The sequence below is a fragment of the Streptomyces sp. NPDC091376 genome, assembly GCF_044757085.1.
Taxonomy (GTDB): Bacteria; Actinomycetota; Actinomycetes; order Streptomycetales; family Streptomycetaceae; genus Streptomyces; species Streptomyces pratisoli.
In genome coordinates, this window is record NZ_JBIVUF010000021.1 from 78,195 (window position 1) to 104,725 (window position 26,531).

Genomic DNA, 26,531 nt, shown 5'->3' on the forward strand with positions numbered 1-26,531 from the left:
TCGGGGAGTGCGGGCGGCGTCCGTGCTGTGTCCGCACGGCGCGGTACGGCCCCGCGGGCGGGGAGACCGCGGAGCCGTACCGCACCCTCGGACCGTGGCCGCCAGGTGCCCGCCCGGGGCCGTGGGTGTGCGGTCAGATGCTGGTGAGCGCCGCCTGGCCGCGGTCCGCCCTCATCGGGCCGGCCGGGGAGGGGCGCACGTCGAAGTCGAACATGGCCGTGGGCACGTACAGCGAGCAGCAGGCGTTGGGGATGTCGACGATTCCGCTGATCCGCCCTTCGATGGGGGAGGAGCCGAGCAGCAGGTAGGCCTGTTCACCGCTGTAGCCGAACTTCTTGAAGTACTCGACGGCGTTGAGGCAGGCGCGACGGTAGGCGAGGGTCGCGTCCAGGTAGTAGTTCGTGTCCGTGTCGTGGTCGACGGAGATACCGATGAAGGTGAGGAACTCCGTGTACCGCGGCTCGACGTTGCCCGGCATGAACACGGGGTTGGTGGAGATGCCGTACGTCTCCATGCCGCCCTTGATCAGTTCGACGTGGAAGTCGATGAAGCCGCCCATCTCGATGGCGCCGCAGAAGGTGATCTCTCCGTCGCCCTGGCTGAAGTGCAGGTCGCCGCCCGAGAGCTTGGCGTCCTTGACGTGCACGGGGTAGAAGACCCGCGATCCCCGCGTGAAGTTCTTGATGTCGTGGTTGCCTCCGTTCTCGCGGGCGGGCACGGTGCGTGCGCCTTCCTCGCCTATGCGCTGTGCGAGGTCGCCGGTGGCCGTGCCGGCGAGCGCGTTCGTGCCGTCCGGCGGTACGGCCAGCGGGGGAACCCGGTTCGGGTCGGTCTCGATCAGCGCCTTCTCCCGGGCGTTCCACCGGGCGAGCAACTCGGCGGACGGCGCGGTCCCGAAGAGACCGGGGTGCGTGATCCCCGTGAAGCGGATCCCGGGGAGGTGGCGGGAGACCGCCTGCTGGCCGTGGAAGTCCCATATCGCCTTGTAGGCGTCCGGGAAGTAGTCCGTCAGGAAGCCGCCGCCGTTGGCCTTGGCGAAGATGCCGGTGTAACCCCAGCCCTGGCCCGCCGCGTCCCCGCTCTGCTGAGGAACGGGACCCAGGTCGAGTATGTCGACGACGAGCAGGTCGCCGGGTTCGGCGCCCTCCACGCCTATGGGGCCGCTGAGCATGTGCGGGATGGTCAGGTCGATGTCGCGCACGTCGTTGGCGGAGTCGTTGTTGCCGACCTGGCAGTCGGTCCAGTCGCGGCACTCCATACGGAACTCGGCTCCGGGCTTCACCATGGTGACGGTGGGGATGTCCGGGTGCCACCGGTTGTGTCCGGGAACGTCCTGGTCCCGCATGGACTTGCTGTGGTCCACATGGAAGACGATGTCAGGCATGACAGCCTCTCAGTTCTGATCGGATCAGGATGATGTGCCGGCGCTTCCGGCCGCCGCGGGTTCGCTCGTCGGCTGCCTGGATTTCCGGGTGAGCGGCCACAGCACCACGAACACCACGGCGAAGATCCCCAGCGCGATGGCGATCTCCGTGGTGTGCTTCCAGTAGCCCGACAGCAGCAGCGCCGCGGGAATCACGCCGGTGACCCAGCCCTGGATCGCCGTCACCCAGCCGACATATGTGGCGAGGCTCTGCATCTTGAGGCCGAGTAGCAGGAAGAACAGGAACCACAGGAATGCCCAGTAGAGCCAGATGACCCCGAACGGGTAATCCTTGAGCAGGTGGAAATTCGCGAACGAATATCCCAGGGCGGTGATCGACACGAACAGCGAGTAATAGCCGACGCCGGTGGAGTCTATGTTGCACAGCAGGTTTATCCCTACGTACAGGTAGGTGAAGCCGAACAGATAGATGCCGGATGCCGCCAGAATCTTGTCGGGGTCACCGCCCGCGGTGAAGATGAGATAGGTGGGCGTCAGTACCTGCAAGGCTCCGACAAAGAGGTTGAACACCGCTGCCGCCCGGGCGTCGACTTTCCCCAGAAGCAGCAGCCCGTTGATGAAGAGCACCGCACCGACGAAGAGCAGTCCCACGTTTCCCACGGGACGCACCTCCTAAGTCCGCGTGGGGAGCGGAATTCCGGGGGAACCGGTTCGCCGATGTGCTGCCGGTATGCCGGCCCGCGACTCCCGGCCCGCGTCGTTCCGCGTACTGGCCCGGGCAGCGGCACCGGTCGGTCCGGCGCCGGAACCCGCTTGAGAGCTCAGATTCGGCGACCACCGCCTTCAGGGCCGCGGCAGACGCGACAGCGCCGGGTGCGGGGGCCTCGGAGCCCTCGTGGCGCGTGGCGGTATCGCGGAGACTACGTCCGGATCCTCGCGGGACTGATCCTCCCGGGCATGAAGGGAGGCGGCCTCGGGCGAGGTCCGCGTCAGGCCGGGCGAGGAATACACCCGTCTCGCGGAGCCTGCGCAAACAGAGCAGCTGTAAACGCTGGGTGCCGTTCCGATCGCCAACCGCACATCGAAAGGACCACAACGACTGCAAAGATATTCATAGGTTGCCATCAGCCGCCTCCGGATTGCGGGCGCACGCTGATCGACCCCCAGCGACTGCGGCACGCCCTGTTGAGCGCGCGCCACATCTTTTCGCTCATTTTCAGGAGACGACCTGGCGGCGTACTTGTCAAGGTCCACAGGGGCCAAAGTCCCCGGGTGCGGCCCCTCCTTGACGGTCGGGCTTCCGACGTATGCTCGAATCAATACGGTTCCACCGGAGCCGACATCGATGCCACCGGTGCTGAGGCCCGATCGATGGAGGGCAGCCATGGCGAAGATCCTTTCGGTGCTCTATCCCGATCCGGTGGGCGGATATCCTCCCGCCTACGCCCGCGACGAGATTCCCACCATCACCAGCTATCCGGGCGGACAGACCGCGCCCACCCCGGAAGCCATCGATTTCACCCCGGGCGAGCTGCTCGGCTGCGTCTCGGGAGAGCTGGGGCTGCGCCGCTTCCTGGAGGACCGCGGCCACACCTATGTCGTCACCTCCGACAAGGAAGGGCCGGACTCCGTCCTGGAGCGCGAACTCCCCGACACCGACGTGGTGATCTCGCAGCCCTTCTGGCCGGCCTACCTGACCGCCGAACGGATCGGCCGCGCCCCCCGGCTCAAGATGGCGGTCACCGCGGGCATCGGGTCCGACCATGTGGACCTGCCCAGCGCCATCGCGCACGGCATGACCGTGGCCGAAGTGACGTTCAGCAACAGCATCAGCGTGTCCGAGCACGCCGTCATGCAGATCCTCACCCTGGTGCACGACTTCGTGCCCGCCCACGACTGGGTGACCACGAAGCAGGGCTGGAACATCGCCGACAGCGTCTCGCGCGCCTACGACCTCGAGGGTATGGAGGTGGGCGTCCTCGGCTCGGGCCGGATCGGCCAGGCGGTACTGCGCCGGCTCAAGCCGTTCGACGTCAACCTGCACTACTGCGACGTGCACCGACTGCCCACCGACGTCGAGGAGGAGCTGGGGCTGACCTGGCATCCCGACGTCCGTTCGCTGGCTTCCGTGGTCGATGTGCTGTCGATCCACACCCCTCTCCACCCCCAGACGCAGAACCTCTTCGACGACGAACTCATCGGAGCGATGAAGCGCGGCGCCTACATCGTCGACACGGCGCGCGCGCTGATCGTCGACCGGGACGCCGTCGTACGGGCCCTGAACAGCGGCCAGTTGGCCGGGTACGCCGGCGACGTGTGGTATCCGCAGCCGCCACCGCCCGACCACCCCTGGCGCACCATGCCGCACGAGGCGATGACCCCCCATGTGTCGGGCTCGACCCTCTCCGCGCAGGCCCGCTACTCGGCGGGCGTCCGGGAGATCCTGGAGTGCTGGTTCGACGGGCGCCCCATCCGCTCGGAGTACCTGATCGTCGACGGCGGCGGACTGGCCGGGACGGGAGCCCGCTCCTACACGGTGGCCGGATGACGCCATCCCGTACGACGCGAGGGTGACGACGTCCTGGCAGGTCACCGGCCTGCTGTGAGGCGGTTCACTCGGATGTCGCTGGACTCGGGGGACCGCTCGCTCTAGCGTGCATATTTACCTTTATTTCGCGAATGCGGGGGCAACGACGCCACGCATACCGAAGGGCATGGCACTTCGCGAAGAACCAGGATGTACGCCGGAGAGGTGGATCAGTGAGCATGGACGCCGTATGGGTCCGGGGCGTGACCGGCATTCAGATGCATCACGTGACCGACCTCCAGGATGCCGGCAGGTTCTTGGGCAATGCAGCGATGGCCCTGCGGGCCGCGCACGTACGCACCGGTACCGACCGGTACTCCAGCATCGCCACCGAGCTCAGGGCCCTCGTGACTCGGGTGCGGGAGCTGGAGGACGAGGCGCGCACGGCCATGCACGACCTTCACGCGACCGACCCGGAGCGCTTCGCCCGCTGCCGGGACGGCCACGAACCGTGGCCCGGCGAGATCCAGGCGGGCTTCATCCCGCGGCACACCTGCAAGGACGAGTGCCTCTACCACGATCGCAACGTCCTCGACGCGATCATGCAGTGCACCTGCGGCAGGCCGCCGTGCCAGGCGTGCGACATCGGCGGCAAGCTGTAACGGACGCGACGGCTCCGCTGCGACCACCCCTCCTCCGCCTCGCTCGTCCCGGACACCGGTGAAAAACCGAGGTCCGTGACCGAGCGGGCACCCACCGGCGCTAACGTGGTGGGTGCCCGGCGGCGGGGATCTCCTGCCCGCCGGCGCCGGCTCCCGGGCCGGGGAGGGGAAGAGCGCAGGTCGGAGCCGTTTCTTGAGATTTCTGCACACGTCGGACTGGCATCTCGGGCGGTCGTTCCACCGCGTGAGCCTGCTCGACGCCCAGGCGGCCTTCCTCGACCACCTGGTGACCACGGCACGCGAGCACGACGTGGACGCGGTGCTGGTGGCCGGAGACGTCTACGACAGAGCCGTACCGCCGCTGGCCGCCGTGGAACTGTTCGACCAGGTGCTGCACCGGCTCGCCGACGCGGGTGTGCCGACCGTGATGATCTCCGGAAACCACGACTCGGCCCGTCGCCTCGGCGTCGCCGCCGGTCTCATCGAGCGCGCCGGAATCCATCTGCGTACCGACCCGGCCGGGTGCGCGGGCCCGGTGGTTCTCACCGACGAGCACGGCGACATCGCCCTCTACGGACTGCCGTATCTGGAACCCGCTCTGGTGCGGGACGAGTTCCGGACCCGGACGGCCGGCCACGAGGCCGTACTCGGCGCGGCGATGGAGCGCGTACGGGCGGACCTCGCACAGCGCGCGCCGGGCACGCGGTCCGTCGTCCTGGCGCACGCCTTCGTGGCGGGAGGGCAGCCGAGCGACAGCGAACGGGACATCACCGTCGGCGGGGTCGCCGCCGTCCCCGCCGGGGTCTTCGACGGAGTCGACTACACGGCCCTGGGGCACCTGCACGGCTGTCAGACCATCAACGACCGCGTGCGCTACTCGGGTTCCCCCCTCGCGTACTCGTTCTCCGAGGCCCAGCACCGCAAGACCATGTGGCTCGTCGAACTCGGGCCGGCCGGCGAGATCGCGGCGGAACGGCTGGACTGCCCGGTGCCGCGCCCGCTCGCCCGTCTCCGGGGCAGGCTCGAAGACCTCCTCGCGGACCCCACGCTGGCGCGCCACGAGCAGTCCTGGGTCGAGGCGACCCTCACCGACCCGGCCCGTCCCGCCGACCCCATGGCCCGGCTCGCCGAGCGCTTCCCGCACACCCTGAACCTGGTCTTCGCGCCCGAGCGGGCCGACGAGGACCCCCTCTCCTCGTACGCGGAGCGGCTGCGCGACCGCGACGACCACCAGATCGCGGAGGACTTCGTGACCCACGTGCGCGGGGGGACCGGCCCCGACGAGCGCGAACGGGCCGTGCTGCGCGGCGCGTTCGACGACGTACGCGTGGGCACGGCCGTCCGCGAGGTGGCCGGGTGAGGCTGCACCGACTGGAGATCGCCGCCTTCGGTCCCTTCGGCGGACACCAGCGCATCGACTTCGACGCGCTCTCCGCCGCCGGGCTGTACCTGCTGCACGGGCCGACCGGGGCGGGCAAGACATCCGTCCTCGACGCGGTCTGCTACGCGCTGTACGGGGCGGTTCCCGGCGAGCGGCAGAGTCCGGGCGCCTCACTGCGCAGCGACCACGCCCCGGCCGGGACGTACACCGAGGTGTGTCTCGAACTGACCGTGGGCGGACGCCGGTTGGAGATCACCAGGCGTCCCGCGCAGCCGCGCCCGAAGAAGAAGGGCACCGGCCTCACCACGGAGAAGGCACAGAGCTGGCTCCGTGAGTACGACCCCCGGCCCGGCGAGTGGAAGGCCCTGAGCCGCTCACACCAGGAGATCGGCGAGGAGATCACGCAGCTCCTCGGCATGAGCCGCGAGCAGTTCTGCCAGGTCGTGCTGCTGCCGCAGGGCGACTTCGCCCGCTTTCTGCGGGCCGACGCGGAAGCGCGCGGCAAACTCCTCGGCAGACTCTTCGACACCCGGCGGTTCGCGCTCGTCGAGGAGCGGCTCGCCGAGCTCCGGCGCACCGCGGAGCATCAGGTCCGGGAGGGCGACGAGGCGCTGCTCGCCATCGCCCACCGGACGGGCCAGGCGGCGGGAGCCACGGCCGGTGACTGGCCCGCCCCGAGCCACCGGCCGGGGGAGCCCGGCCTCGCCGACGCGGTCCTGCAATGGGGGGCCGTGGCCCGGGCCGGTGCCCGGGAATCCCTCGACATCGCCGACTGCGCCCTGTTCGCGGCACAGAGCCGTCAGGCCGCGGCACGGCACGCCCTTGACGCCGAGCGGGAGCTGGCCGGGCTGCAGCAACGCCACGCCGACGCGCTGCGGCGCTCCGGGGAACTGGAGGCACGCAGGCCCGAGCGGGACCGGGCCAGGGACCTGCTCGACAAGGCCCGCAAGGCGGAACTGGTCGGCCCCGCACTCCGGTTGCGCGAGGACGCCGACCGGGAGCACCGGGTGGCGAGCGCAGCCTGGCAGCGGGCCAAGGGCCTGCTGCCGCCGTCCCTGGCGGACGCCGGAGCGGACCAGCTCTCCACGCTGGAGCGCGACCTTCGCCAGGAACTCGGTGGCCTCGACGCGGCCCACCGCGCCGAGCGCCGCGGTGCCGAACTCGCCCGCGAGCGCGCCGACCTGGACCGCCAGGCCCGCCACGACGACGATCTGCTCCAGGACGCGGAGGGCTGGCTGACCGACTGGGAGACGGTACGCCGCGGCCTCCAGGACCGCGTCGAGGCCGCCCAGGACGCCGCCACCCGGGCCGAGCACCTCAGCGGCCGGCTCGGCCCCGCGCGGCAGCGGGTCTCCGCCGCCCGCGAACGCGACCGGCTCGACGCGCTCGCCGGCGCCGTCGAGGACGACCTCCGAGGCGCCCGCGACCGTGCCCATGCCGCCCATGAGACGTGGCTCGACCTCAAGGAACGGCGACTTCGCGGCATCGCCGCCGAACTCGCCACCGGACTGACCCCCGGCGAGCCCTGCGCCGTCTGCGGCTCCGCGGACCATCCCGCACCGGCCGAGGCCGGCGAGGCCCATGTCGACCGGGCGAGCGAGGACGCCGCGTACGAGACCTACACCCGCGCGGACACGGCCCGCGCCGACGCGGAGCGCCGACTCGCCGTCGTCCGTGAGGCGTTCACGGCGGCCAGGAACACGGCCCGCGAGTCCGACGCCGCGCGGCCCCCGGCCGGGCACCCGGCGCAGGGCAGCGGGGAGACGGGCGCCGGGACGGTGGACGCGGCGGCCCATGCCACGGTCGGCGGGCGGGCGGCGGCGTGTGCGACCGGCGGCGCCGCCGACGGGCACGAGGCAGCGCCGGATCCGGCCGGCCGACGGCCGGACGAGGCCTCCGGGCTCGGCACTCAGGCGCGGACCACGGATGCCGGCGCGGCAGCGCCTGCGCCGACAGCCGGCCCCACCGGCAGCGCCGGCTCACGCGCCGACGCAGTCCCGGGGCAGCGTGTCGCGAGCGACGGCCCGACGGAGCCGCCGACGGCCGCCGCGAACGCCACCGCCCCCACCGGCGGGGGGCCCGACCGCGCGCCGGGCGGCCAGGACCCCGCCGTCGAGGACCTGGAGGCCGTCGTCGCGCGGCTGGAGCGCAAGCACCGCGACGCGCACGCCCTGGCCGCCGGCACGCACGATGCCCGCGAGGAGCTGGTCCGGGCGGAGCGGGAGCACGAGGAGCGGCTCGCGGCCCGGCAGGAGGCACAGCGGCGCGGGGTCGCGCGGACCTCGCGGCGGGAGGCGCTCGAGCGGGAACAGGCCGTGCTGGACGCCGAGGTGGCCCGCGTCGTCGGGGACGCGGGGAGCGTCGCCGAGCGTGCCGCGCTGCTGGAGCGCCGGATCGGACTGCTCGCCGAGGCGGCCGACGCCGTACGCGCGGCGGACGTCACGGCCCGGCGATTGAAGGAGGCCGACGACCGGCTCTCCGACGCGGCGTTCCGCGCCGGGTACGACACGCCCGCGGCCGCGGGCGCCGCGCTGCTCGGGGAGGCGGAGCAGCGCGACCTCCAGCGCCGGATCGACGCCTGGCAGGCCGAGGCCGCCGCGGTGGCCGACCGGCTCGCCGAACCGGAGTCCGTCGCCGCCGGCGCGCGCCCGGCAGCGGACCCGCACTCCGCACAGCACGCCCACGACGTCGCAGAGTCCGCGCTGCGCGACGCCGTATCCGCCCTGGACGCCGCCCGCGAGCGCTGCGCCGAGCTCGCCCGGCTCTCCCGCCGGGCCGAAGGCGAAGTGCGCCGGCTCGGTCCGCTGCGCGACGAGTACGACCGCGTCGCCCGGCTCGCCGGCCTCGCCGCCGGTACGTCCGCCGACAACGAGCGCAAGATGCGCCTGGAGTCCTACGTCCTCGCCGCGCGCCTCGAACAGGTCGCGGCGGCCGCCACCGTACGGCTGCGGCGCATGTCCTCCGGCCGCTACACGCTCGTGCACTCCGACACCCGCACGGGCGGCAAACGCTCGGGCCTCGGCCTGCACGTCGTCGACGCGTGGACCGGCAGCGAACGGGACACGGCGACACTCTCCGGCGGCGAGACGTTCTTCGCCTCCCTCGCCCTCGCCCTCGGCCTCGCGGACGTCGTCACCGACGAGGCGGGCGGCGTACGCCTGGACACCCTCTTCATCGACGAGGGCTTCGGCAGCCTGGACGAGCAGACCCTGGACGAGGTGCTCGACGTCCTCGACTCCCTTCGGGAGCGCGACCGCAGCGTCGGCATCGTCAGCCACGTCGGCGATCTGCGCCGCCGCATCCCGGCCCAGCTCGAAGTCGTCAAGGAACGGAGCGGGTCGGCGGTGCGGCTGCGGGCGGCAGCGCTCAGCGGCTGACCGCACGCCGGGGCAGCGGCGAGGAGTACACGATGCTCGTCGTCACCGAACCGAGTGCCCCGATCCTCCCCGACACCTCCTCCAGATGACTCATGGACCGCGCGGCGACCTTCAGGACGAAGCAGTCGTCGCCGGTCACATGGTGCGCCTCGAGGATCTCGGGCGTCGTCCCGAGCAGATCGTGGAACGGCTTGTAGTTGCCGTTCGGATACCGAAGCCGGACGAAGGCGAGGATCGGCAGCCCGAGGCGCTCCCGGTCCACGACGGCCGTGTAGCCCGAGATCACTCCCGCCTCCTCCAGCCTGCGGACGCGTTCCGTCACGGCACTCGGCGACATCGAAACGGTTCTGGCCAGCTCGGCGAAGCTGGCTCGTCCCTCGCTCTGCAGGGCGTCGAGAATGCGCCAGTCCGTGGCGTCCGGTGAATATTCGGTCATCCCTGAGAGTTAGCAGGGGATTCCCCGGCCGATCAAGAGTTGTGCCGGGGATCGTCACTTCAGGAGGGCGATCGACGATCGTAGATTCCTGGTCATGACAACGCCGCAGACCGTCCCGAATCGCGTCCTCCGGGTGCCCCCGGCCTCTCCCGCGGCGGCCGCCGCCCACTTCTCCGCGAGCCTCGCCTTCCATGCCGATGTCTCCGACGTCGCCGCCGCGGTGGGCGCCCGGGAGTCCGGCGGCGACCCCGGATTCGTCGTGCTCGACTCCCGCTCCACCGAGGCCTGGGACCAGGGGCACGTGCCCGGCGCGATCCATCTGCCCACCGCCCTGGTCCCCGAGCAGGCGGAGCGGCTGCTGGACCGGTCCGTTCCGGTCGTCACGTACTGCTGGGGCCCCGGCTGCAACGGCGGCACGCGAGCCGCCCTCGCTCTCGCCGAACTCGGCTACCAGGTCAAGGAGATGCTCGGCGGCTTCGAGTACTGGGTGCGCGAGGGCTTCGCGTACGAGACCTGGGAAGGCACGCAACGCCAGGCGCCCGACCCGCTGACGGCCCCGGCCGGAGCCGGAACCGACTGCGGCTGCTGACCCGTGCCCCGTCGCACGGGCGACTCCGGTCGTACGGGCTCACCGCCCGGCAGCCCGTACGACCAGGAGCGTCACACCGGAGCAACGACCGTCAGAGCTTCGACAGTTCGTCCACGAGATCGTCCAGACCCAGCGGCCCCTGCGAGAGCGCCGCCATGTGCCAGGCCTTCGCGTCGAAGGCGTCACCGTGCGCCGCACGGGCCCGCTCGCGGCCGAGCAGCCAGGCACGCTCGCCCAGCTTGTAGCCGATGGCCTGGGCCGGCATCGAGAGATAGCGCGTCAGCTCGCTCTCGACGAAGTCCGCCGGCCGTCCGCTGTGCCGGCCGAAGAACTCCTCCGCCAGATCCGGGGTCCACCGCTCACCGGGGTGGAACGGCGAGTCCGCGGGGATCTCCAGCTCCAGGTGCATGCCGATATCGACGATGACCCGGCAGGCCCGCATCATCTGGGCGTCCAGATAGCCCAGCCGGCGCTCCGCGTCGGGCAGGAAGCCGAGTTCGTCCATGAGGCGCTCCGCGTACAGGGCCCAGCCCTCCGCGTTGGCGCTGACGCCCCCGATGGTCGCCTGGTAGCGCGAGAGCCGGTCGGCGACATGGACCCACTGCGCGATCTGCAGATGGTGACCGGGCACGCCCTCGTGGTACCAGGTGGAGACCAGGTCGTACACGGGGAAGCGGGTCGCGCCCATGGTCGGCAGCCATGTCCTGCCGGGCCGCGAGAAGTCCTCGGACGGCCCGGTGTAGTACGGAGCCGCGGCTCCTCCCGGGGGCGCGATCCGGGACTCCACCACACGGACCCGCTCGGCGAGTTCGAAGTGCGTGCCGTCGAGCGCCTCGATGGCCTCGTCCATCAGCTTCTGCAGCCACACCCGGACTTCCTCGACGCCCTCGATGTGCGTGCCGTGCTCGTCGAGATGGGCCAGCGCCTCCCAGGGCCCCGAGCCGGGCAGGATCCTGTCGGCCTCCGTCTTCATCTCCCCGAGCAGCCGGTGGTACTCGGACCAGCCGTACGCGTACGCCTCGTCGAGGTCGAGTTCCGTGCCGTTGAAGTAGCGCGACCAGCGGGCGTACCGCTCGCGGCCCACCGTGTCGGGGGCGCCCTCCACCGCGGGGGCGTACACCTCGCGCATCCAGTCGCGCAGTGCTGCGAGGGCCGCGGTGGCGACCCCGGCGGCGCTGCCGAGTTCGGCGCGCAGCTCGTCAGGACCGGCCGTGACGAACTCCTCGAACCAGCCGCGTCCGTCGTCCGCCGTCGCGCCCGACCACTCGTCGAGCTGGGTGATGAACGAGGCCGTGGCGCGCGGGCCGGCGGGCAGCTTGCGGTCCAGGCCGAGCGCCAGCGAGGCGCGGTAGCCGTCCAGCGCGTCCGGGACGGCGCGCAGCCGCTCGGCGATCGCCGCCCAGTCCGACTTCGACGCGGCCGGCATCACGGTGAAGACGTTGCGCACGGCATGCGCGGGGGAGCGCAGATTGCTGACGGTGCGCAGTCCCTCCTCGGCTTCGTGCACGGCCAGTTCGGCGGTGAGCCGCTCGCGCAGCAGACGCCCGCAGCGCCGCTCCGCGTCCGAGTGGGCGCCGGGCAGTTTCTCCGCCTCGTCGAGCCGCACGAGCGTCACGCGGGCGAGTTCGGCCACGGCCTCCTGGCCGGCCGGGGAGAAGTCGGGGAGGCGGCCCGCGCTCGCCGGAACTCCGAGGTAGGTACCGGTGATCGGGTCGAGGTCGATGAGTGCGTCGACGTAGGCGTCGGCGACCTGGCGGGGCAGGGCGCTGCTCGATGTCTCTGGCATACGCTCATCCTGGTACGAGTGAGGGCCCGCCGTCATCACCGTTCGATCTCCGTCGGTCTCAGTCGGCTGACAAAGGAGCATGCCTGGTGGGCTCCTGGACCGGTGGCATGAGCGGTCCGCAGTCCCACTGCTGGAAGATCAGACGGGTCTCCACACGGGCGACTTCGCGCCGCGAGGTGAACTCGTCGAGCACCAGTCGCTGGAGGTCCGCCGTGTCAGCAACGGCGACATGCACCAGATAGTCGTCAGGTCCGGTCAGATGGAACAGCGCACGTGACTCGGGCAGGGCCCGGATCCGGTCCACGAAGGGTCCGATCAGTTCCCTCCTGTGCGGGCGCACCTGGACCATGAGGAGGGCTTCGAGGCCCCTGCCGAGTTTGGCCGGATCGAGTCGTAGCTGATGTCCGAGGATCACCCCGCTGCGGCGCAACCGGCTCACCCGGTCCAGACAGGTCGAAGGAGCGACGCCCACCTCGGCGGCCACCTCCCGGTAGGTGGTCCGGGCGTCGTTCTGGAGAACGCGCAGTATGTGGAGATCCACCGGGTCCAGAACGACAGAATCGGCCATGGCCCGAACGTAACACGGAGCGACGACACTACTGCCCGGTAGTTGTTCAGAGTGCGCGCCATGGACTACGCCGCCTCGACCGCCCCCACCCACACCCCCACCAGGGCGCTCGCCACCGAAGCCGTGCACGCCGGCCGCGAAGATCTCGTGGAGCTCGGCCTGCACGCCGTTCCGATCGATCTGTCGACCACCTACCCCTCGCACGACGTGGAGGCGGAGGCGGCACGTATCGACACCTTCGCGGCCACCGGAGGGCGCCTGGAGGGGCCGCCCGTCTACGCCCGGCTCGACAACCCCACGACGGCCCGCTTCGAGACCGCGCTGGCCAGGCTCGAGGGAACCGAGAGCGCCGTGGCCTTCGCCAGCGGCATGGCCGCCCTGACCGCGGTGCTGCTGGTCAGGGCCTCGATGGGCCTGCGCCATGTGGTGGCGGTCCGGCCGTTGTACGGATGCAGTGACCACCTCCTGGAGGGCGGTCTGCTCGGGACCGAGGTGACCTGGACCGATCCGGCCGGGGTCGCCGACGCGATCCGGCCCGACACCGGGCTCGTGATGGTCGAGACACCCGCCAACCCGACGCTGGCCGAGGCCGACATCAAGGCGCTCGCCCACTCCTGCGGCTCGGTCCCGCTGCTCGTCGACAGCACCTTCGCCACGCCCGTTCTGCAGCGGCCCGTGGAGCACGGCGCCCGGATCGTGCTGCACAGCGCGACCAAGTACCTGGGCGGGCACGGCGATGTGATGGGCGGCGTCGTCGCCTGCGACGAGGAGTTCGCGGCCGCGCTGCGGCAGGTGCGCTTCGCGACCGGTGGGGTGCTGCACCCGATGGCCGCCTATCTGCTGCTGCGCGGGCTGTCCACGCTTCCCGTACGGGTCCGTGCCGCGTCAACGACCGCCGCCGATCTGGCCCGGCGGCTCGCCGCCGACCCGCGCATCGCCCGGGTCCACTACCCCTCGGTGGGCGGTGCGATGGTCTCCTTCGAGGTGTACGGCGATCCGCGCGACGTGATCGCCGGTGTCCGGCTCATCACCCCCGCCGTCAGCCTCGGCAGCGTCGACACGCTGATCCAGCACCCGGCCTCCATCAGCCACCGGATCGTGGCCGAAGGAGACCGGCGTGCCGCAGGCGTCAGCGACCGGCTGCTGCGGATGTCGGTCGGGCTGGAGGACGTCGAGGACCTGTGGGCCGATCTGTGCGAGGCGCTCAGCGCTCGGCGTGGTCCCCTCAAGTCCGTTCGTGCGGAAGCGCCCGCTCGTGAGGCAGTGCGTGCGGCAGCTCGTACGGAAGCCGGGAGCGCACCGGAGTCGCGTCCAGCCGTGCGGTGATCACGAGCGTGCCCTCCTCGATCTGGTAGTCGAGCGGGAGACCGAGCCCGCGCATGGCCGCGACCATGCCGGTGTTGGACGCCTGCGTCACGGCGTACACGCTCTCGCATCCCGCCTCGACGGCCATCGCGACCAGCCGGCCCAGCAGCTCGGAGCCGATGCCGCGGCGCTGCCACTCGTCCTCGATCAGCAGCGCGACCTCGGTCTCGTCGCCGTCCCAGAGCAGATGGCCCAGGGCGACGATGCGGCCGGAGGCCGTCTCGACGGCGAGGGTGCGGCCGAACCGAGGGCTGAGGAGATGGTTCAGATAGCGGTCCGCGTCGCCGACCGGTCCGTGGTAGCGCAGGCCGAGGGTGCGTGCGGAGCAGCGATCGTGCATCGCCCGGGCGGCGCTGACATCGCTCCGGTCGGCGCGGCGCACGGTGATCTCGTTGCCCTCCGGGAGCGTCAGCACATCCTGGCTGCGCGGGATCCGGGGCCCGAGCCGGGCGTCGAGCTCGACGAGCGCGCGAGCCCGGGCGAACTCGGTGGGCGTGAACGGCAGATAGGCGCGCTCGACCGTGATCGTGCCGCCGTTCGGATCCCGCAGCCGGATCACCGTCTCGTCCAGCACCCCCTCCTCGGGCGCCGGCTCACCCGTCGGCCTGCCCCCGAGGGACTCGGCGGGCAGCGAATGGATGGTGCAGCGGCCGAGCAGCTGGCGCAGCGCGAGGGGAAGCTCCGCCGCGTCGAGCGCGGTCCGGGTGGCCAGCCCGAGCAGCCGGGTCGGGGTGTCGACGAGATCGTGCGCGTCCGCGCGCTCGATCCAGGTGCTGCTGCCGCCCGCGGCCGACACCTCGCGGGTGATCTGCTGCGCTTGGAGCCCGGCCGGTGCCCGCAGCAGGAACTCGTCGACGGTTCCCTGCGCCAGAGGGTGCGTCTGCAGCGTCAGGATGTCCACGTGGTGGCCGGCCAGGACCGTGCACAGCGCGGCAAGGCTGCCCGGCTCGTCCCGCACGGTCGTACGCATCCGCCACAGCGCGGTCTCGCGTGCACCGGAACCGCCGGGCTCGCCGGGACCGCTCCGGCCGGCGCCGGTGCTTCCGGCGCCTGCGGTGCCGGCCGGGCCGGACGTACCCGATGTACCGGACACGCCGGCGGTCCCGGAGCCCAGGGCCCCGGGACCGCCGGTATCGGCGGCCGGGGGCGCATGGCTGTGGCGGCGTGCCCACCATGTGTGGAACGCGGCCGTGGCGACGAGTGCGACGGCGGAGGCGACGAGCAGGTACGGACCGTCGGGACCGTGGGCGATCATGTTGGCTATGGCGTCGGCCACGGCGACGGCGGTGAACAGGGCGGCCAGCTCGACGAGGTCCCGGCGCCAGTGGTGGCGCCGGGCGCCCTTCACGGAAGTCACATCAGTCATGCCACCACTGTGACCGAGTGGTGTTGCCTGATCACGAACACTTTGTGACTGATGGGTTAAGGCGGGTTCTTGCATGTTATGGACTGCTTTCTCCCGGAAATGTCGCTGAGGGTTCGCGGCGGTGCCGCAACACGGTCAGCAGCCTGCCGGGCAGCGCGACGACCTGTGAAGGCCCGGGCCGGAGAAGACGCGGGACTCCGCGATCAGCCGCGGTCCTGGCCGACCCGCCCGGGCTGAAGAACCTTGCTGAACAGGACCGTTCCGCCCTCGGCTCGCAGCCGCACGGTCAGCTCGCCGCTGCCGCCGTCGATGTCGACCTCGCCGAAGTACTGGGGCGACTCCATCGGGGACACGTTCGCCCGCTCCGGCGCCCGTACGAAGACCCGATCGGGACCGAACGTCCCGTCCAGCGCGTTGGCCGGGAAGCCCCCCGCCGCAAGCGGCCCCGAGACGAACTCCCAGAAGGGGGCGAAATCCTTGAACGCGGCCCGCTCCGGAGCGTAGTGCTGCGCCGAGGTGTAGTGCACATCGGCGGTCAGCCACAGCGTGCCGGTGATCCGCCGGTGCTTGATGAACCGCAGCAGTTCCGCGATCTGCAGCTCACGCCCGAGAGGGGCGCCGGGGTCGCCCTGCGCGACCGCCTCGAAGTTCACAGCGCCGTCCGGGACGACGAGCCCCAGCGGCATGTCCGAGGCGATCACCTTCCATACCGCCCGCGACCGCGACAGCTCGCGCTTCAGCCAGGACAGCTGCTCCGCGCCGAGGATCCCGGTCGTGTCGTCGGCCTGGCGACCGGGAGAGTTGGCGTTCCGGTGCGAACGCATGTCGAGCACGAAGACGTCCAGCAGCGGCCCGTACCGCACCACGCGGTGCATCCGCCCCTCGCTGCCGCGAGGACTCAGCGTGGAGACGGGGAAGTACTCGCCGAACGCCCTCATCGCCCGTGCGGCGAGCACGTCGACGTCCTTCTCGGTGTAGCGCGCGTCGTCGAGGAGCTGGCTCGGGTACCAGTTGTTGCGCACCTCGTGGTCGTCCCACTGCGCCACCGTCGGGACCTGCGCGTTGAACCGGCGGACGTTGTCGTCCAGCAGGTTGTAGCGGAAGTTGCCGCGGTACTCGGCGAGCGTCTCCGCGACCTTCGCCTTCTCCTCGGTCATGACATTGCGCCACACGCGCCCGTCCGGCAGCGTCACGCTCGGGACGAGGGGCCCGTCCGCGTACACCGTGTCCCCGCTGGAGAGGAAGAAGTCCGGGTCGAGGCGGCGCATCTCGTCGAACGCGCGGAAGCCGCCGACGTCCGGGTTGATGCCCCAGCCCTGCCCGGCGATGTCGCCCGACCACAGGAAGCGGACCCCCGGCCCGCGCCGTGCGGGAGCCGTGCGGAACGTCCCGTACACCGGCTCCCCGGTGCGTCGCGGGTCGTCGGGGTCGGCTGTCGTGACCCGATAGTGGATCTGCTCACCGGCCGGCAGCCCGCGCAGCGCGGTCGTCCCGGTGAAGTCGGTTCCGGGGCCGAGCAGCGGGCCGTGCCATCGGTGCGTCCGGCGGAACGACTCGGTCGCCGACGTCTCGACGATCATCCTGGCCGGCCGGTCGGAGCGAACCCACACCAGCCCCGACGACGACGTGACATCGCCCACCTGGACGCCCCAGGCGGCGTTCGGCCTCCCGCGCAGCGCCTGCGCCGGGGCTGCCGCCCCGAGGGAGAGGGCCGCGGAGGCGGCGAGCGAACCGCGGAGAACGGTACGGCGGTTGTAGGACATGGTGCGCCTCCTGGGGAGCGAGTGGGGGACCGCGTGCCGTGCCCATGCCTAGTGCGTGACAAAGACCGGAACGCGAACCACACATGAACACCCCGTCCGCGCCCCGCAGTTCGGGCTCCCGAGCCCTGAGGAAGGGGGATGCGCGGACGGTGATGTCCTGGCTGACTCCCTGCCCGGGACGTGTTCGTGGAGCGCCGCAGGTAGAGGGGAGTGTGCTCCTCGGCACTGGAGTGGCGCTCGGCTCCGAGGTGGCGGCGCCGCGCCGGACGGCGGCAGGGCGTCAGCGGCTGCCGTCGAGGATGACGCGGGCGACGAGAGCCGGATCGTCGTTCATGGGTACATGACCACAGCCGGGCAGCCGCACGAGCCTCGCACCCGGAATGGCGTGCTTGGCGCGGACGCCCTGACGGCGCAGCAGCAGACGGTCCCGGGAGCCCCACGCGACCGTCACCGGCAGGTCGGGCACGTCGGAGGTGAACAGAACCCCGCGTCCGGCATCGAGCGTCCGACGGAAGCCGGTGGCGTCGCGCAGCGCCACGGTCTCGGCCACAACCGCATGCGGTGAACGGCGTCCGGGCCGCGCGTAGATGGTGCTGGTCAGTGCCGCCCGGCCGGCCTGCGTACGCGACAGCCGGTCGATGAGGGGCAGGGGCATCATCCTGGCGCCACGGCGCATGGCGAGCAGCGTCCCGAAGGCGTATCGGCGCTCGCTCTCCGTCCAGAACCCGGCGGGGGACAGTGCCGTGACGGACCGGACGAGCTTTCCCCGGCCCAGTTCGAGGGCGAGCAGCCCGCCGAGGGAGTTGCCCGCGACATGGGGCCGCTCGACGCCGAGCGCTTCACAGAGCGCGCCCAGCACGGGGACGACGGTGGAGAGGTCGTAGGACATGCCCTGCGGAAGAGCGGGGGAGGTGCCGAAGCCGGGGAGATCGACGGCGATGACGTCGCGCTCCTGGGCGAGGACCGGCAGGACGGGCTCCCATGCCTGCCAGTGGTGACCGATGCCGTGGAGCAGCAGGAGCGGCTCTCCCGCGCCGAGACGCTCGTACGACACGGACAGTGCCTGGCGCCCGGCAGGGGAATCGACCGTGAACGAGACCTTCGAGACCATGCTGCTGCTCCCTGACCGTGGACTTCGCCGAACGGCTCCGCATGCGCGCTTCAGAGACGCCTTGTCAGCAACAATTACCCATGAGTAGCCCGCAGTTCAAGAGGGAGTCCGTACCGGGGTGCGCGCGGGCCACGCCCCGAACGCCCCGGCCGGATGCGAGCTGGACATCGAGGGTGCCGTCGGCTGGGATGGAGACGTGGCCGGCGAAACCGTGACGGAAGTCTTTGAAGCCCACCGCTCCGTGCTGACGGGCGTGGCGTACCGCATGCTCGGACGGTTCTCCGACGCCGAGGACGTGGTGCAGGAGGCATGGCTGCGCTGGTCCGCCGAAGATCGCGGCGAGGTGCGCGAACCGCGCGGCTATCTCGTACGGATCACCACCCGGCTCGCCATCGACAGGCTGAGGCACGTGCAGTCGCGCCGCGAGGCCTACGTCGGGCCCTGGCTGCCCGAGCCCATCGCGACCCGATCGGGCCACACGGTCCCCGACGCCGCCGAGCGGGCCGAGCTCATGGAGTCCGTATCGCTCGCCGTCCTCGTCGTTCTCGAATCCCTCTCCCCGCTGGAGCGCGCGGTGTTCGTGCTGAGAGAGGCCTTCGGTTTCCCGTACGGCGAGATCGCCACCACCCTCGACCGCGGCGAAGCGGCCGTGCGGCAGCTCGCCGGACGCGCCCGCCGCCATGTCGACGAGCGCAGACCCCGGTACGACGTGGATCCCGCCGAACGCCGTGACCTGACCGAGCGGTTCCTCGCCGCGGCATCCGGCGGCGACCTGGACGCTCTGCTCAGCCTGCTCGCCCCCGACGTACGGCTCATCGGCGACAGCGGCGGCAAGGCGAAGGCGCCGCTGCGCGTCATGGAGAGCGCGGACAAGGTGGGGCGCTTCCTGTACGCCGTGGCCAAGGAGCCGATTCCCGGGTCCGAATTCCGTCTCCTCGAAATCAACGGCGCGCCCGGTCTGCTGATGCTCTCCGACGGCAAGCCGGACACCGTCGTCCAGATCGAGGCCAGGAACGGCCGTATCCAGTGCGTCTACATTGTGCGCAACCCGGACAAGCTCACCGCACTCACGGCATAGCGCGGTCGTGAGGTCGTGAGGTCGTGATGTCGTGACGTCGTGGGGTCGTGACGTCGCCGTCCGGAGCGCCGTGACCGACCTGGATGCGGGGCTTTGTGCTGCCCCGTGTTCACCGCGGCAGGAACGTCGTGTGAACGCTCTGTGGCAGAGGGCCGCTCCCCTGAGTAACAGCCACAGGATTGGTCTTGACCAACGAGAAGGGCCGCCCTATGGTCGCAGAGTTAGTGCAGGAACCTTTAATAAACAAGGGCACGGAAAGCCGCCGGGGCCACGGTGATTGCGGAGGACAGGGTGGGGACCACGCAGCTGGAAACGGTGCCGGAGCCGAAGTACTGGCACCTCAAGACCGTCATCGGCGAGGCACTCGACTCCGACTTCGCGGTCGGCGAGATCCTGCCCAACGAGCGTGATCTCGCCGCTCGCTTCGGCGTCGCACGCGCCACGCTCCGTCAGGCGCTCGAACAGCTGGAGCTGGAAGGCAGGCTGCAGCGCCGCCGCGGTGTCGGCACGACGGTCGCACCGCCCCGTATGGGCGTCGACGTCTCCACGTCCACGCACTACTGGCCCGGAGCTCCCCGGGATGCCTGGCAGCCGGTCGACTGCGCCAACACCGTGCCGCCCGCCGCCGTCGCGCGCATGCTGGACACGGAAAGCGACGAGACCGTGCATGCGGTGCGCAGGATGCTGGCCACGCACGGCCAGCCGGTCGCCGCCGAACTGCTGTACGTTCCGGCCGGATCCGTGCCCGAGCTCTCCGCGATCGACGCCCCCTCCGGTGCGACCCGCGCCCGCGGTGTGCTGCGCGAGTTGCAGCGTCTGACCCTGGAGGGGCAGGACCGCGCGGTGGAACTCGGCTCGGCCCGCGCCGACGACGCCAAGGAACTGGACCGCCTCCCCGGCGCGCCCGTTCTCGTCGTCACCACCCGCTACTTCTCCGAGGGCCGCACGGCCGTCGTGTCCGTCGCGACGTACCGGGCCGACACCTGCCGGCTGACCTTCGGCGACTCGGGCGACCTGGAGATCCGCCACCACAGCCAGGAGCGACGCGCCTCCTGACCACCCGGCTTCCCGCCCCACCACGGCCCGTCGCGCTCAGCGACGGGCCGTCACCGTTCCCTCGACGGCGAACAACTGCTTCTCCACATGGTCCAGGGCCAGCCGCAGCGCCCCCGTCGCCACCGCTGCCTCACCGAGCAGCGAGAGCGCCACACGAGGCGGCCGAAGGCAGTAACGGGACAGTTCGTCGCGCAGTGGATCGAGTACTCCGTCCAGGCCGGCCGCCCAGCCGCCGATCACCACCAGCTCGGGATCGAGCGCCAGCACCAGCGCCGCGACGTCGTGCACCAGCCGCTGGATGAACCGGTCGACCGCCGCCAGCGCCCGCTCGTCCCCCTGCCGGGCATGGGCGAACACCTCGGCCACTGCCTGCTCGTCCAGGGGATGCAGCGGCTCGCCCGTCGTCGACAGCAGTGTCTCCGGCGTGGCCTCCCTGCCCAGCAGATGCAGTGCGCCGATCTCGCCGGCGGCGCCGCCATAGCCCCGGTGCAGCCGCCCGCCGATGAGCGAGCCCGCACCTGGACTCAGTCCTGCCAGCACGAACACGATGTCGTCGGAGTCCGTCGCGGCGCCCTTCCAGTGCTCGGCCACCGCCGCGGCATTGGCGTCGTTCTCGACGAGCACCGGGCAGCGGAAGGACCGTCTCAGCCGCTCACCCAGGGCCAGCCCCGTCCAGTCCGGCAGTGCCGTGCCCAGCCGTACGGTCCCGTCCGCCTCGACGATGCCCGGACTGCCGACGCCCACCGCGCGCAGTGAGCTGCGGGCCACACCGGTCCGCCGAAGCACATCGGCCACGACCGTACGGACCCGCTCCAGCCGCTCATCGGCGGACGCCGTCTCGGCCACTTCCCGCGATCCCGCGCCGATGATCCGGCCGTCGAGCCCCGAAAGCAGCGCGGCGACCCGGTGCGGGCCGATCTCCACACCCAGAAGGTGTCCCGCCTCGGCACGGAACCGGAACCGGCGTGCCGGCCGCCCCTGCCGCCGGGCCTCGCCTTCCTCGGGACCGGTCTCCAGCACGAGCCCGGACGCGATGAGCCCTTCGAGCACGCCCTCGACGGTGGGCCTGGAGAGACCCGTGACCCGAGTCAGATCGGTGAGCGTGGGGGAGTCGGCGCCCCGCAGCGCATGGAGTACCACCGCGGAATTGATCCGCCGCAGCAGCGACGGGTCCCCGCCGGTCAGCTGCCCCACCGTGTGTCCTCCCAGCTCGTACGCATGTCTGGCGGATCGTACTCAATGGTGGCGGGGCGCGGCGAGCGCCGTACGGACCGGGTCCGCACTCAGGCCGGAGCCACGAAACCGGACTCGTATGCGGCGATCACCGCTTGAGTGCGGTCGCGAGCACCCAGTTTGGCGAGCACCGCGCTGACGTGGGTCTTCACGGTCTCCGTCCCGACGATCAGTTCGGCGGCGATCTCGGCGTTGGACAGGCCTCGCGCCATCAGCCGCAGCACCACCTCCTCCCTTTCTGTGAGCGACGCGCGCTCCATGGCTGCACGAGCCGCGTTGTTCCCGTATTCGGCTGCCAGCGATCGCACCGCCGACGGGAACAGGAGCGACTCGCCTTCGGCGATCAGCCGAACCGCGTTGACGATCTCCGTGGGCCGGGCGCGCTTGAGCAGAAAGCCGTCCGCCCCTGCCCGCAGGGCCCGATACACGTACTCGTCGTTCTCGAAGGTCGTGACGACCAGGATCTTCGGCGGCTCCGCGACGCTCCGGAGCACCACCTGGGTCGCTTCGATACCGTCGAGCAGAGGCATCCGGACATCCATGGCCACCACGTCCGGACGCAAGCTCCGCACCATCGGGAGTACGGCTGCGCCATCGGCCGCCTCACCCACCACAGTGATGTCGGGCTGTGCTTCGAGGACCGCACGCAGTCCGGCGCGCACCAGCGGCTCGTCATCGACCAGAAGAACGCTCACAGGCATCACGTCAGCGTATGCCGTCCAGCGGCAGCCGGACCTGCACCCTCCAATCCCCCTCGTGCGGGCCGCATTTCGCCTCACCTCCGAGGAGCGCCGCCCGCTCACGTATGCCACGAAGTCCACCGCCGGTCTGAGCGCCCGGCGCGGCCGGGGGCAGCGGATTGGTCACCTCCATCTCGAGCTGCCGCTCCAGGGCGGCCACGCACACCCGGACCGGCACGGGCCCGCAGTGGCGCAGGACGTTGGTCAGCGCTTCCTGAAGGATGCGGTACCCCTCCCGGGACACCGGGCCGGGCACCGAGTCCAGGGGACCGGTCAGTTCGACGTCCACCTTCGCTCCCGACATCCGTGCGGATTCCAGCAGCCGATCGGCCTCGACAAGGGTCGGGCGGGGCGCGACCCGATCACCTGATGCACGCAACACCAGAAGCACTCGTTCGAGGTCATCCATCGCGGCCCGACCCGTTTCCTCGATGGCCGCCAGGGCCCGGGCGGTGAAAGCCTGATCATTGGCGGCACGCGCCGCGCCCGCCTGGACCACCGCGACCGTCAGCGCATGCCCGATCGAATCATGCAGTTCCCGGGCGATCCGGTTGTGCTCCAGCAGCAGTTCGGTACGGGCTTCCAGCGCGGTCAGCCGCTCGGCCGCGGAGGGTCCGAGCAGTCGACGTGCGACGGCCGTGACCAGACCGCCGAGCATCACGATCGCCACCGGAAGCGCCAGCAGCGGCAGCGGTGCGAGCACCCCGGATATCCAGCGTGGTCCGGCGATCGGCAGCACCGCCTCACCGCTCGCGGGCGAGCCGGTCGCCGCGAGGATCAGATCCACGCCGAGCATCGGGAGCCGCACGGTGACGAGAGCGGTCACGACGGCGAGCACCAGCCGTATCTCCAGCCAGAGCACCGTCCGCCACCGGTCGGTCCAGGTCGTGGCCGGCCCGGCGGCGATCGTGGGGTGCGGTGATCCGCGCTCTCCCGGCGCCAGCATCAACTGCGCCTGGATCCCCTCGGCCGTGCGAACGGACGGGACGAGCCCGAGCAACAAGGGGAACAGCAGGGGCACAAGGACCATCGGGACCGACTGGAACACGAACAGCCACACGGCGTAGAGCAGCACCGGGATGCACAGGTGCAGCCAGCGTGTGTAGGTGACCGGCCGGAAAAGCAGCCGGAGGAATCGGGACATGACGCCATCGTGCCAGCGGCGTGATCGACTCGGCTCCCCCGCGCGGGGGAAGCGAACTCCCCTTCCGGGGGAGGTCTGTCACCGGGCCGACGGCCACGCTGTAGGCATGAAACGGATCACCGTCCAGCAACTGACCAAGACCTACGGCACCGGTGTGCGCGCAGTCGACGGACTCAGCTTCACCGTTCACCCCGGCCGGGTCACCGCATTCCTCGGTCCGAACGGCGCCGGCAAGTCGACCACGATGCGACTCGTGCTGGGCATCGACCGGCCGACATCGGGCACCGCGACCATCGAGGGCCGGGACTATGCGTCGTTCCGCACGCCCCTGCGCCATGTCGGTGCCCTGCTCGACGCGGATGCGGCCCACGGCTCACGTACGGCCTGCGATCACCTCCGCTCCCTCGCCGCCGCCAACCGCATCCCGGCCGGCCGGGTGGAGGAGGTGCTCGATGAAGTGGGACTCACGCCCGTCGCGGGCCGTCGGATCAAGACCTTCTCGCTGGGGATGAAGCAGCGCCTCGGAGTCGCCGCGGCACTGCTCGGCGACCCCGAGGTGCTGATGCTGGACGAGCCGTCCAACGGGCTCGATCCAGAAGGCATCATCTGGATCCGCGAGCTGATACGGCGGCTCGCGCGAGACGGCCGGACCGTCCTCGTCTCCAGCCATCTCATGACTGAGACGACCACCTTTGCCGACCATCTCATCGTCCTCGGTCGCGGGCGACTGCTGGCCGACACCCCAATGCAGACGTTCCTCAACGACCGCGGGGCGGCCCGCGTGCGCATCCGTACGACGCAGCCGGCCCGACTGCTCGACGCGCTGGTCCACCGGGGATACGCGCCCGTGCAGGACGACGACGGCCTGATCAGGATCGACGGACTCAAGGCGGAGGAGGTAGGTGCCATCGCCGCGCAGCACGGCGTTCCCGTCCTGGAACTGGCCGACGAACAGACGACGTTGGAACAGGCCTATCTCGATCTCACCGCAGAGACGGCGGAATTTGTCAGCACCTCCGCGTCGAAGTCTCGGGAGGGCTGACGTGACACCCACCGCCGTGCTCCACTCGGAGTGGATCAAGATCAAGTCCCTGCGTGCATCCTCCGGATCCCTGATCGCCGTGTTCGCCGTCACTGTCGCCATCACCGTGCTCGTCAGCGCCACCGTCGGTCAAGCCGAAGCGGACAACCCCGGCACCGATCCCGTATTCGGTGCCTTCTATGCCCTGAACTTCGGACAGATCGCAGCTATCAGCTTCGGAACGACGGCCATGTCGTCCGAGTACCACCAAGGAGCTCTGCGGATTTCCCTGGCCGCAGTGCCCGACCGAACACTCTTCTATACGGCCAAAGCAGCGGTCGTGGGATCTCTCGCACTCTGCGTGGGAACGCTGACCTCGTTCGCCGCCTTTCTGTCGGGGCAGTTGTTCATGGGCCCCTATGCGATCGGACTGGGAGAGCCAGGAGCCCTGCGCGCAACGTTCGGCGGCGGCATATACCTGGCCTTGCTGGCACTCCTGGCCGCCGGTCTGACCGCCGTCCTGCGCAGCGGAACCGCAGTCCTTGCCGTCCTCATACCTTTCGTTCTCGTCGTCTCCTTCGTCGTGGGTGACACCATGGGAAGCATTGCGGACTTCCTGCCGGACAGGGCCGGGCAACTGGTGCTCCACCAGTACCCCGACGGTGCCATCGGACCCTGGACCGGCCTCATGGTCACGGCAGTATGGGCAGTCGGAGGTCTCGTGGCCGGCTGGTGGTGCGTACGACGCAGGGACGCCTGACAGGCCGCCATATGTCAGTGGGGGAGGGTTTACTGAATCCATGACCATCGCACGGCATTTGGCGACCATCGATCTGCTGCGCTCCCGGCCCTTCCCCTCGGAGTCGGTCCGGTCGGACGTGGGAATCAGTGCCCCTGGCTACCACACGGCCGAGCTGAGCACGAGCGAGGAGTTCTGGGAGGACCGCTCGGACATGGAGATCGTCGGCGAGCAGTACGAGGCGGAGCGTGAGGCGCTCGCCGTGCTGCTGGGCCAACGGTGGGGCCAACCTCAGGTCTTCAGCATGGGCTCGGTACTGGCGAGGTCGGTCGAAGGAGAGGAGCGAATACCGGAGCCCTGGGACATGCTCAGCGCATCGGTACCCGACGTGCATCTGTGGCACGTTGACGACCAGTGGGTCGTGCTCGGTGTGTCGAAGTGGGACACCGAGCTGCCGTATCAGCTGCTGGCCGTCGTCACCGAGATCGATCCGCCTTAGATCGTGTCCTATGTGGTGCTCGGTCGTTGGGCTGTTCATGGGTCGGGGTACGTGGAGTTGGATTGTTCCGGACGGGCTGTGGGAGATTGCGGTGCCGCTGATCCCGCCGTCGAGGTCGCGTCCGCAGGGCGGGGGAACGCAGGACACGCCTGATGAGACGCTCTTCGCGGCGATCATCTATGTGCTGGTCAGCGGCTGTTCCTGGCGTGCGTTGCCGCCGTGTTTCGGGATGTCGAAGTCGACTGCGCATCGCCGGTTCCTGATCTGGTCCCGGGCCGGGGTGTGGGGCCGGCTGCACGAGGAAATCCTTCGCCGGGTCGACGACTCCGGCCTGCTGGACCTCTCCCGAGCCGTCCTCGATTCCGCCCATGTGAGGGCGAAGAAGGGGGCGAACTCACAGGTCCGAGTCCCGTGGACCGGGGCAAACCGGGTTCCGAGATGCACGTCCTGTCGGACTCGAACGGACTGCCCCTCGTCGTCGGCGTCTCCGCGGCAAACACGCACGACAGCCTCGCGCTGAAGCCCATGGTCGCGGGTCACCAAACGAGTCCCAATGGAGTTGTCAATCCCGGCTGGTGACTCGCTGTCAGTGGATCAGCCCAGCGGGATGGGGTTCGGCGGTGCGGTGATCTCGAAGGTGCGGCCGTCGCGTATGCGAGCCCACAAGACACTCAAGCGGCGGCGTGCAAGGGCGATGACGGCCTGC

General features: G+C 70.7%; 23 protein-coding genes and 1 pseudogene. 12 read left to right on the top strand and 12 right to left on the bottom strand.

The genetic code is table 11. From position 1 onward, the window contains the following. Positions 1–133 precede the first annotated feature (133 nt). The 3 genes from fmdA to ACIQMR_RS32775 form a co-directional block, all read right to left on the bottom strand. Complete coding sequence (gene fmdA, locus ACIQMR_RS32765; protein WP_401395086.1) at positions 134–1,384, bottom strand: formamidase; 1,251 nt, start codon at positions 1,382–1,384, stop codon at positions 134–136. 24 nt (positions 1,385–1,408) lie between these two features. Beyond that, a complete protein-coding gene (locus ACIQMR_RS32770) occupies positions 1,409–2,044 on the bottom strand; it encodes an AmiS/UreI family transporter (protein WP_401395088.1) in 636 nt (211 codons plus the stop codon). Between the two features lie 183 nt (positions 2,045–2,227). Continuing rightward, the gene (locus ACIQMR_RS32775) at positions 2,228–2,770 is read right to left on the bottom strand and encodes an FmdB family zinc ribbon protein (protein WP_401395090.1); all 543 of its coding nucleotides are present in this window, start codon (positions 2,768–2,770) and stop codon (positions 2,228–2,230) included. Between ACIQMR_RS32775 and ACIQMR_RS32780 the strand changes: the two genes are divergently transcribed. The 4 genes from ACIQMR_RS32780 to ACIQMR_RS32795 all read left to right on the top strand — a co-directional run bounded on the left by ACIQMR_RS32780 (position 2,769) and on the right by ACIQMR_RS32795 (position 9,331). Continuing rightward, positions 2,769–3,932, top strand: coding sequence for an NAD-dependent formate dehydrogenase (locus ACIQMR_RS32780; protein WP_401395093.1), 1,164 nt, complete (start codon positions 2,769–2,771; stop codon positions 3,930–3,932). The two genes, ACIQMR_RS32775 and ACIQMR_RS32780, sit on opposite strands and share 2 nt — an antisense overlap. Positions 3,933–4,150: 218 nt before the next feature. Next, the gene (locus ACIQMR_RS32785; RefSeq protein WP_358663966.1) at positions 4,151–4,573 is read left to right on the top strand and encodes a hypothetical protein; all 423 of its coding nucleotides are present in this window, start codon (positions 4,151–4,153) and stop codon (positions 4,571–4,573) included. A gap of 193 nt (positions 4,574–4,766) precedes the next feature. Continuing rightward, the gene (locus ACIQMR_RS32790) at positions 4,767–5,933 is read left to right on the top strand and encodes an exonuclease SbcCD subunit D (RefSeq protein WP_401395096.1); all 1,167 of its coding nucleotides are present in this window, start codon (positions 4,767–4,769) and stop codon (positions 5,931–5,933) included. Beyond that, a complete protein-coding gene (locus ACIQMR_RS32795; protein ID WP_401395099.1) occupies positions 5,930–9,331 on the top strand; it encodes an AAA family ATPase in 3,402 nt (1,133 codons plus the stop codon). The genes ACIQMR_RS32790 and ACIQMR_RS32795 overlap by 4 nt, the downstream gene beginning before the upstream one ends. Here ACIQMR_RS32795 and ACIQMR_RS32800 read toward each other — a convergent pair. After that, on the bottom strand, positions 9,321–9,767 hold the full coding sequence (locus ACIQMR_RS32800) for an Lrp/AsnC family transcriptional regulator (RefSeq protein WP_401395102.1): 447 nt from the start codon (positions 9,765–9,767) through the stop codon (positions 9,321–9,323). The two genes, ACIQMR_RS32795 and ACIQMR_RS32800, sit on opposite strands and share 11 nt — an antisense overlap. A gap of 94 nt (positions 9,768–9,861) precedes the next feature. Between ACIQMR_RS32800 and ACIQMR_RS32805 the strand changes: the two genes are divergently transcribed. Next, positions 9,862–10,356, top strand: coding sequence for a rhodanese-like domain-containing protein (locus ACIQMR_RS32805; protein WP_401395104.1), 495 nt, complete (start codon positions 9,862–9,864; stop codon positions 10,354–10,356). Positions 10,357–10,447: 91 nt separating this feature from the next. Here the strand turns inward: ACIQMR_RS32805 and ACIQMR_RS32810 are convergent, their stop codons facing one another. Beyond that, a complete protein-coding gene (locus ACIQMR_RS32810) occupies positions 10,448–12,142 on the bottom strand; it encodes a DUF885 domain-containing protein (protein WP_401395106.1) in 1,695 nt (564 codons plus the stop codon). Positions 12,143–12,200: 58 nt separating this feature from the next. Further along, positions 12,201–12,710: an Lrp/AsnC family transcriptional regulator gene (locus ACIQMR_RS32815; protein WP_358663970.1), complete on the bottom strand. Its 510-nt coding sequence runs from the start codon at positions 12,708–12,710 to the stop codon at positions 12,201–12,203. A 60-nt stretch (positions 12,711–12,770) separates the two neighbouring features. On the opposite strand from ACIQMR_RS32815, the gene ACIQMR_RS32820 reads away from it, so the two are divergent. Continuing rightward, on the top strand, positions 12,771–14,036 hold the full coding sequence (locus ACIQMR_RS32820) for a trans-sulfuration enzyme family protein (protein WP_401395109.1): 1,266 nt from the start codon (positions 12,771–12,773) through the stop codon (positions 14,034–14,036). Here ACIQMR_RS32820 and ACIQMR_RS32825 read toward each other — a convergent pair. The 3 genes from ACIQMR_RS32825 to ACIQMR_RS32835 all read right to left on the bottom strand — a co-directional run bounded on the left by ACIQMR_RS32825 (position 13,936) and on the right by ACIQMR_RS32835 (position 18,315). Next, positions 13,936–15,441 (bottom strand): GNAT family N-acetyltransferase, encoded by a 1,506-nt coding sequence (locus ACIQMR_RS32825; protein ID WP_401395112.1) that lies wholly within the window; start codon positions 15,439–15,441, stop codon positions 13,936–13,938. The two genes, ACIQMR_RS32820 and ACIQMR_RS32825, sit on opposite strands and share 101 nt — an antisense overlap. Positions 15,442–15,644: 203 nt before the next feature. Then, on the bottom strand, positions 15,645–17,204 hold the full coding sequence (locus tag ACIQMR_RS32830; protein ID WP_401395115.1) for an alkaline phosphatase D family protein: 1,560 nt from the start codon (positions 17,202–17,204) through the stop codon (positions 15,645–15,647). A gap of 280 nt (positions 17,205–17,484) precedes the next feature. Beyond that, positions 17,485–18,315 (bottom strand): alpha/beta fold hydrolase, encoded by an 831-nt coding sequence (locus ACIQMR_RS32835; RefSeq protein ID WP_401395118.1) that lies wholly within the window; start codon positions 18,313–18,315, stop codon positions 17,485–17,487. Positions 18,316–18,511: 196 nt separating this feature from the next. On the opposite strand from ACIQMR_RS32835, the gene ACIQMR_RS32840 reads away from it, so the two are divergent. Then, on the top strand, positions 18,512–19,393 hold the full coding sequence (locus ACIQMR_RS32840) for an RNA polymerase sigma-70 factor (protein ID WP_401395148.1): 882 nt from the start codon (positions 18,512–18,514) through the stop codon (positions 19,391–19,393). 291 nt (positions 19,394–19,684) lie between these two features. Further along, positions 19,685–20,449 (top strand): GntR family transcriptional regulator, encoded by a 765-nt coding sequence (locus ACIQMR_RS32845; protein WP_401395121.1) that lies wholly within the window; start codon positions 19,685–19,687, stop codon positions 20,447–20,449. Between the two features lie 36 nt (positions 20,450–20,485). Here ACIQMR_RS32845 and ACIQMR_RS32850 read toward each other — a convergent pair whose 3' ends face one another. From ACIQMR_RS32850 to ACIQMR_RS32860, 3 genes are all read right to left on the bottom strand, one after another. Continuing rightward, positions 20,486–21,643 carry an ROK family transcriptional regulator gene (locus ACIQMR_RS32850; RefSeq protein WP_401395124.1) on the bottom strand — a complete coding sequence of 386 codons (1,158 nt, stop codon included), beginning with the start codon at positions 21,641–21,643 and terminating at the stop codon, positions 20,486–20,488. A gap of 89 nt (positions 21,644–21,732) precedes the next feature. After that, the gene (locus ACIQMR_RS32855) at positions 21,733–22,383 is read right to left on the bottom strand and encodes a response regulator (protein ID WP_385480683.1); all 651 of its coding nucleotides are present in this window, start codon (positions 22,381–22,383) and stop codon (positions 21,733–21,735) included. A 4-nt stretch (positions 22,384–22,387) separates the two neighbouring features. Further along, positions 22,388–23,566, bottom strand: a complete 1,179-nt coding sequence (locus tag ACIQMR_RS32860; protein ID WP_401395128.1) for a sensor histidine kinase — start codon at positions 23,564–23,566, stop codon at positions 22,388–22,390. Positions 23,567–23,672: 106 nt separating this feature from the next. On the opposite strand from ACIQMR_RS32860, the gene ACIQMR_RS32865 reads away from it, so the two are divergent. From ACIQMR_RS32865 to ACIQMR_RS32880, 4 genes and pseudogenes are all read left to right on the top strand, one after another. Continuing rightward, positions 23,673–24,608 (top strand): ATP-binding cassette domain-containing protein, encoded by a 936-nt coding sequence (locus ACIQMR_RS32865; protein ID WP_401395131.1) that lies wholly within the window; start codon positions 23,673–23,675, stop codon positions 24,606–24,608. 1 nt (position 24,609) lies between these two features. Continuing rightward, positions 24,610–25,347, top strand: coding sequence for an ABC transporter permease (locus ACIQMR_RS32870; RefSeq protein ID WP_401395134.1), 738 nt, complete (start codon positions 24,610–24,612; stop codon positions 25,345–25,347). Positions 25,348–25,387: 40 nt separating this feature from the next. After that, positions 25,388–25,825, top strand: a complete 438-nt coding sequence (locus ACIQMR_RS32875; RefSeq protein ID WP_401395137.1) for a hypothetical protein — start codon at positions 25,388–25,390, stop codon at positions 25,823–25,825. A 37-nt stretch (positions 25,826–25,862) separates the two neighbouring features. Continuing rightward, positions 25,863–26,371: pseudogene (locus tag ACIQMR_RS32880) on the top strand (IS5 family transposase); the annotation flags it as partial. Positions 26,372–26,531 lie beyond the last annotated feature (160 nt).

What these genes read in the sequence shown, in the direction of transcription:
- fmdA (WP_401395086.1), bottom strand. Translation starts at nt 1,384, where the DNA reads ATGCCTGACATCGTCTTCCATGTGGACCACAGCAAGTCCATGCGGGAC.
- ACIQMR_RS32780 (WP_401395093.1), top strand. Translation starts at nt 2,769, where the DNA reads ATGGCGAAGATCCTTTCGGTGCTCTATCCCGATCCGGTGGGCGGATAT.
- ACIQMR_RS32775 (WP_401395090.1), bottom strand. Translation starts at nt 2,770, where the DNA reads ATGGCTGCCCTCCATCGATCGGGCCTCAGCACCGGTGGCATCGATGTC.
- ACIQMR_RS32785 (WP_358663966.1), top strand. Translation starts at nt 4,151, where the DNA reads ATGGACGCCGTATGGGTCCGGGGCGTGACCGGCATTCAGATGCATCAC.
- ACIQMR_RS32800 (WP_401395102.1), bottom strand. Translation starts at nt 9,767, where the DNA reads ATGACCGAATATTCACCGGACGCCACGGACTGGCGCATTCTCGACGCC.
- ACIQMR_RS32805 (WP_401395104.1), top strand. Translation starts at nt 9,862, where the DNA reads ATGACAACGCCGCAGACCGTCCCGAATCGCGTCCTCCGGGTGCCCCCG.
- ACIQMR_RS32810 (WP_401395106.1), bottom strand. Translation starts at nt 12,142, where the DNA reads ATGCCAGAGACATCGAGCAGCGCCCTGCCCCGCCAGGTCGCCGACGCC.
- ACIQMR_RS32815 (WP_358663970.1), bottom strand. Translation starts at nt 12,710, where the DNA reads ATGGCCGATTCTGTCGTTCTGGACCCGGTGGATCTCCACATACTGCGC.
- ACIQMR_RS32820 (WP_401395109.1), top strand. Translation starts at nt 12,771, where the DNA reads ATGGACTACGCCGCCTCGACCGCCCCCACCCACACCCCCACCAGGGCG.
- ACIQMR_RS32825 (WP_401395112.1), bottom strand. Translation starts at nt 15,441, where the DNA reads ATGACTGATGTGACTTCCGTGAAGGGCGCCCGGCGCCACCACTGGCGC.
- ACIQMR_RS32830 (WP_401395115.1), bottom strand. Translation starts at nt 17,204, where the DNA reads ATGTCCTACAACCGCCGTACCGTTCTCCGCGGTTCGCTCGCCGCCTCC.
- ACIQMR_RS32835 (WP_401395118.1), bottom strand. Translation starts at nt 18,315, where the DNA reads ATGGTCTCGAAGGTCTCGTTCACGGTCGATTCCCCTGCCGGGCGCCAG.
- ACIQMR_RS32855 (WP_385480683.1), bottom strand. Translation starts at nt 22,383, where the DNA reads ATGCCTGTGAGCGTTCTTCTGGTCGATGACGAGCCGCTGGTGCGCGCC.
- ACIQMR_RS32860 (WP_401395128.1), bottom strand. Translation starts at nt 23,566, where the DNA reads ATGTCCCGATTCCTCCGGCTGCTTTTCCGGCCGGTCACCTACACACGC.
- ACIQMR_RS32865 (WP_401395131.1), top strand. Translation starts at nt 23,673, where the DNA reads ATGAAACGGATCACCGTCCAGCAACTGACCAAGACCTACGGCACCGGT.
- ACIQMR_RS32875 (WP_401395137.1), top strand. Translation starts at nt 25,388, where the DNA reads ATGACCATCGCACGGCATTTGGCGACCATCGATCTGCTGCGCTCCCGG.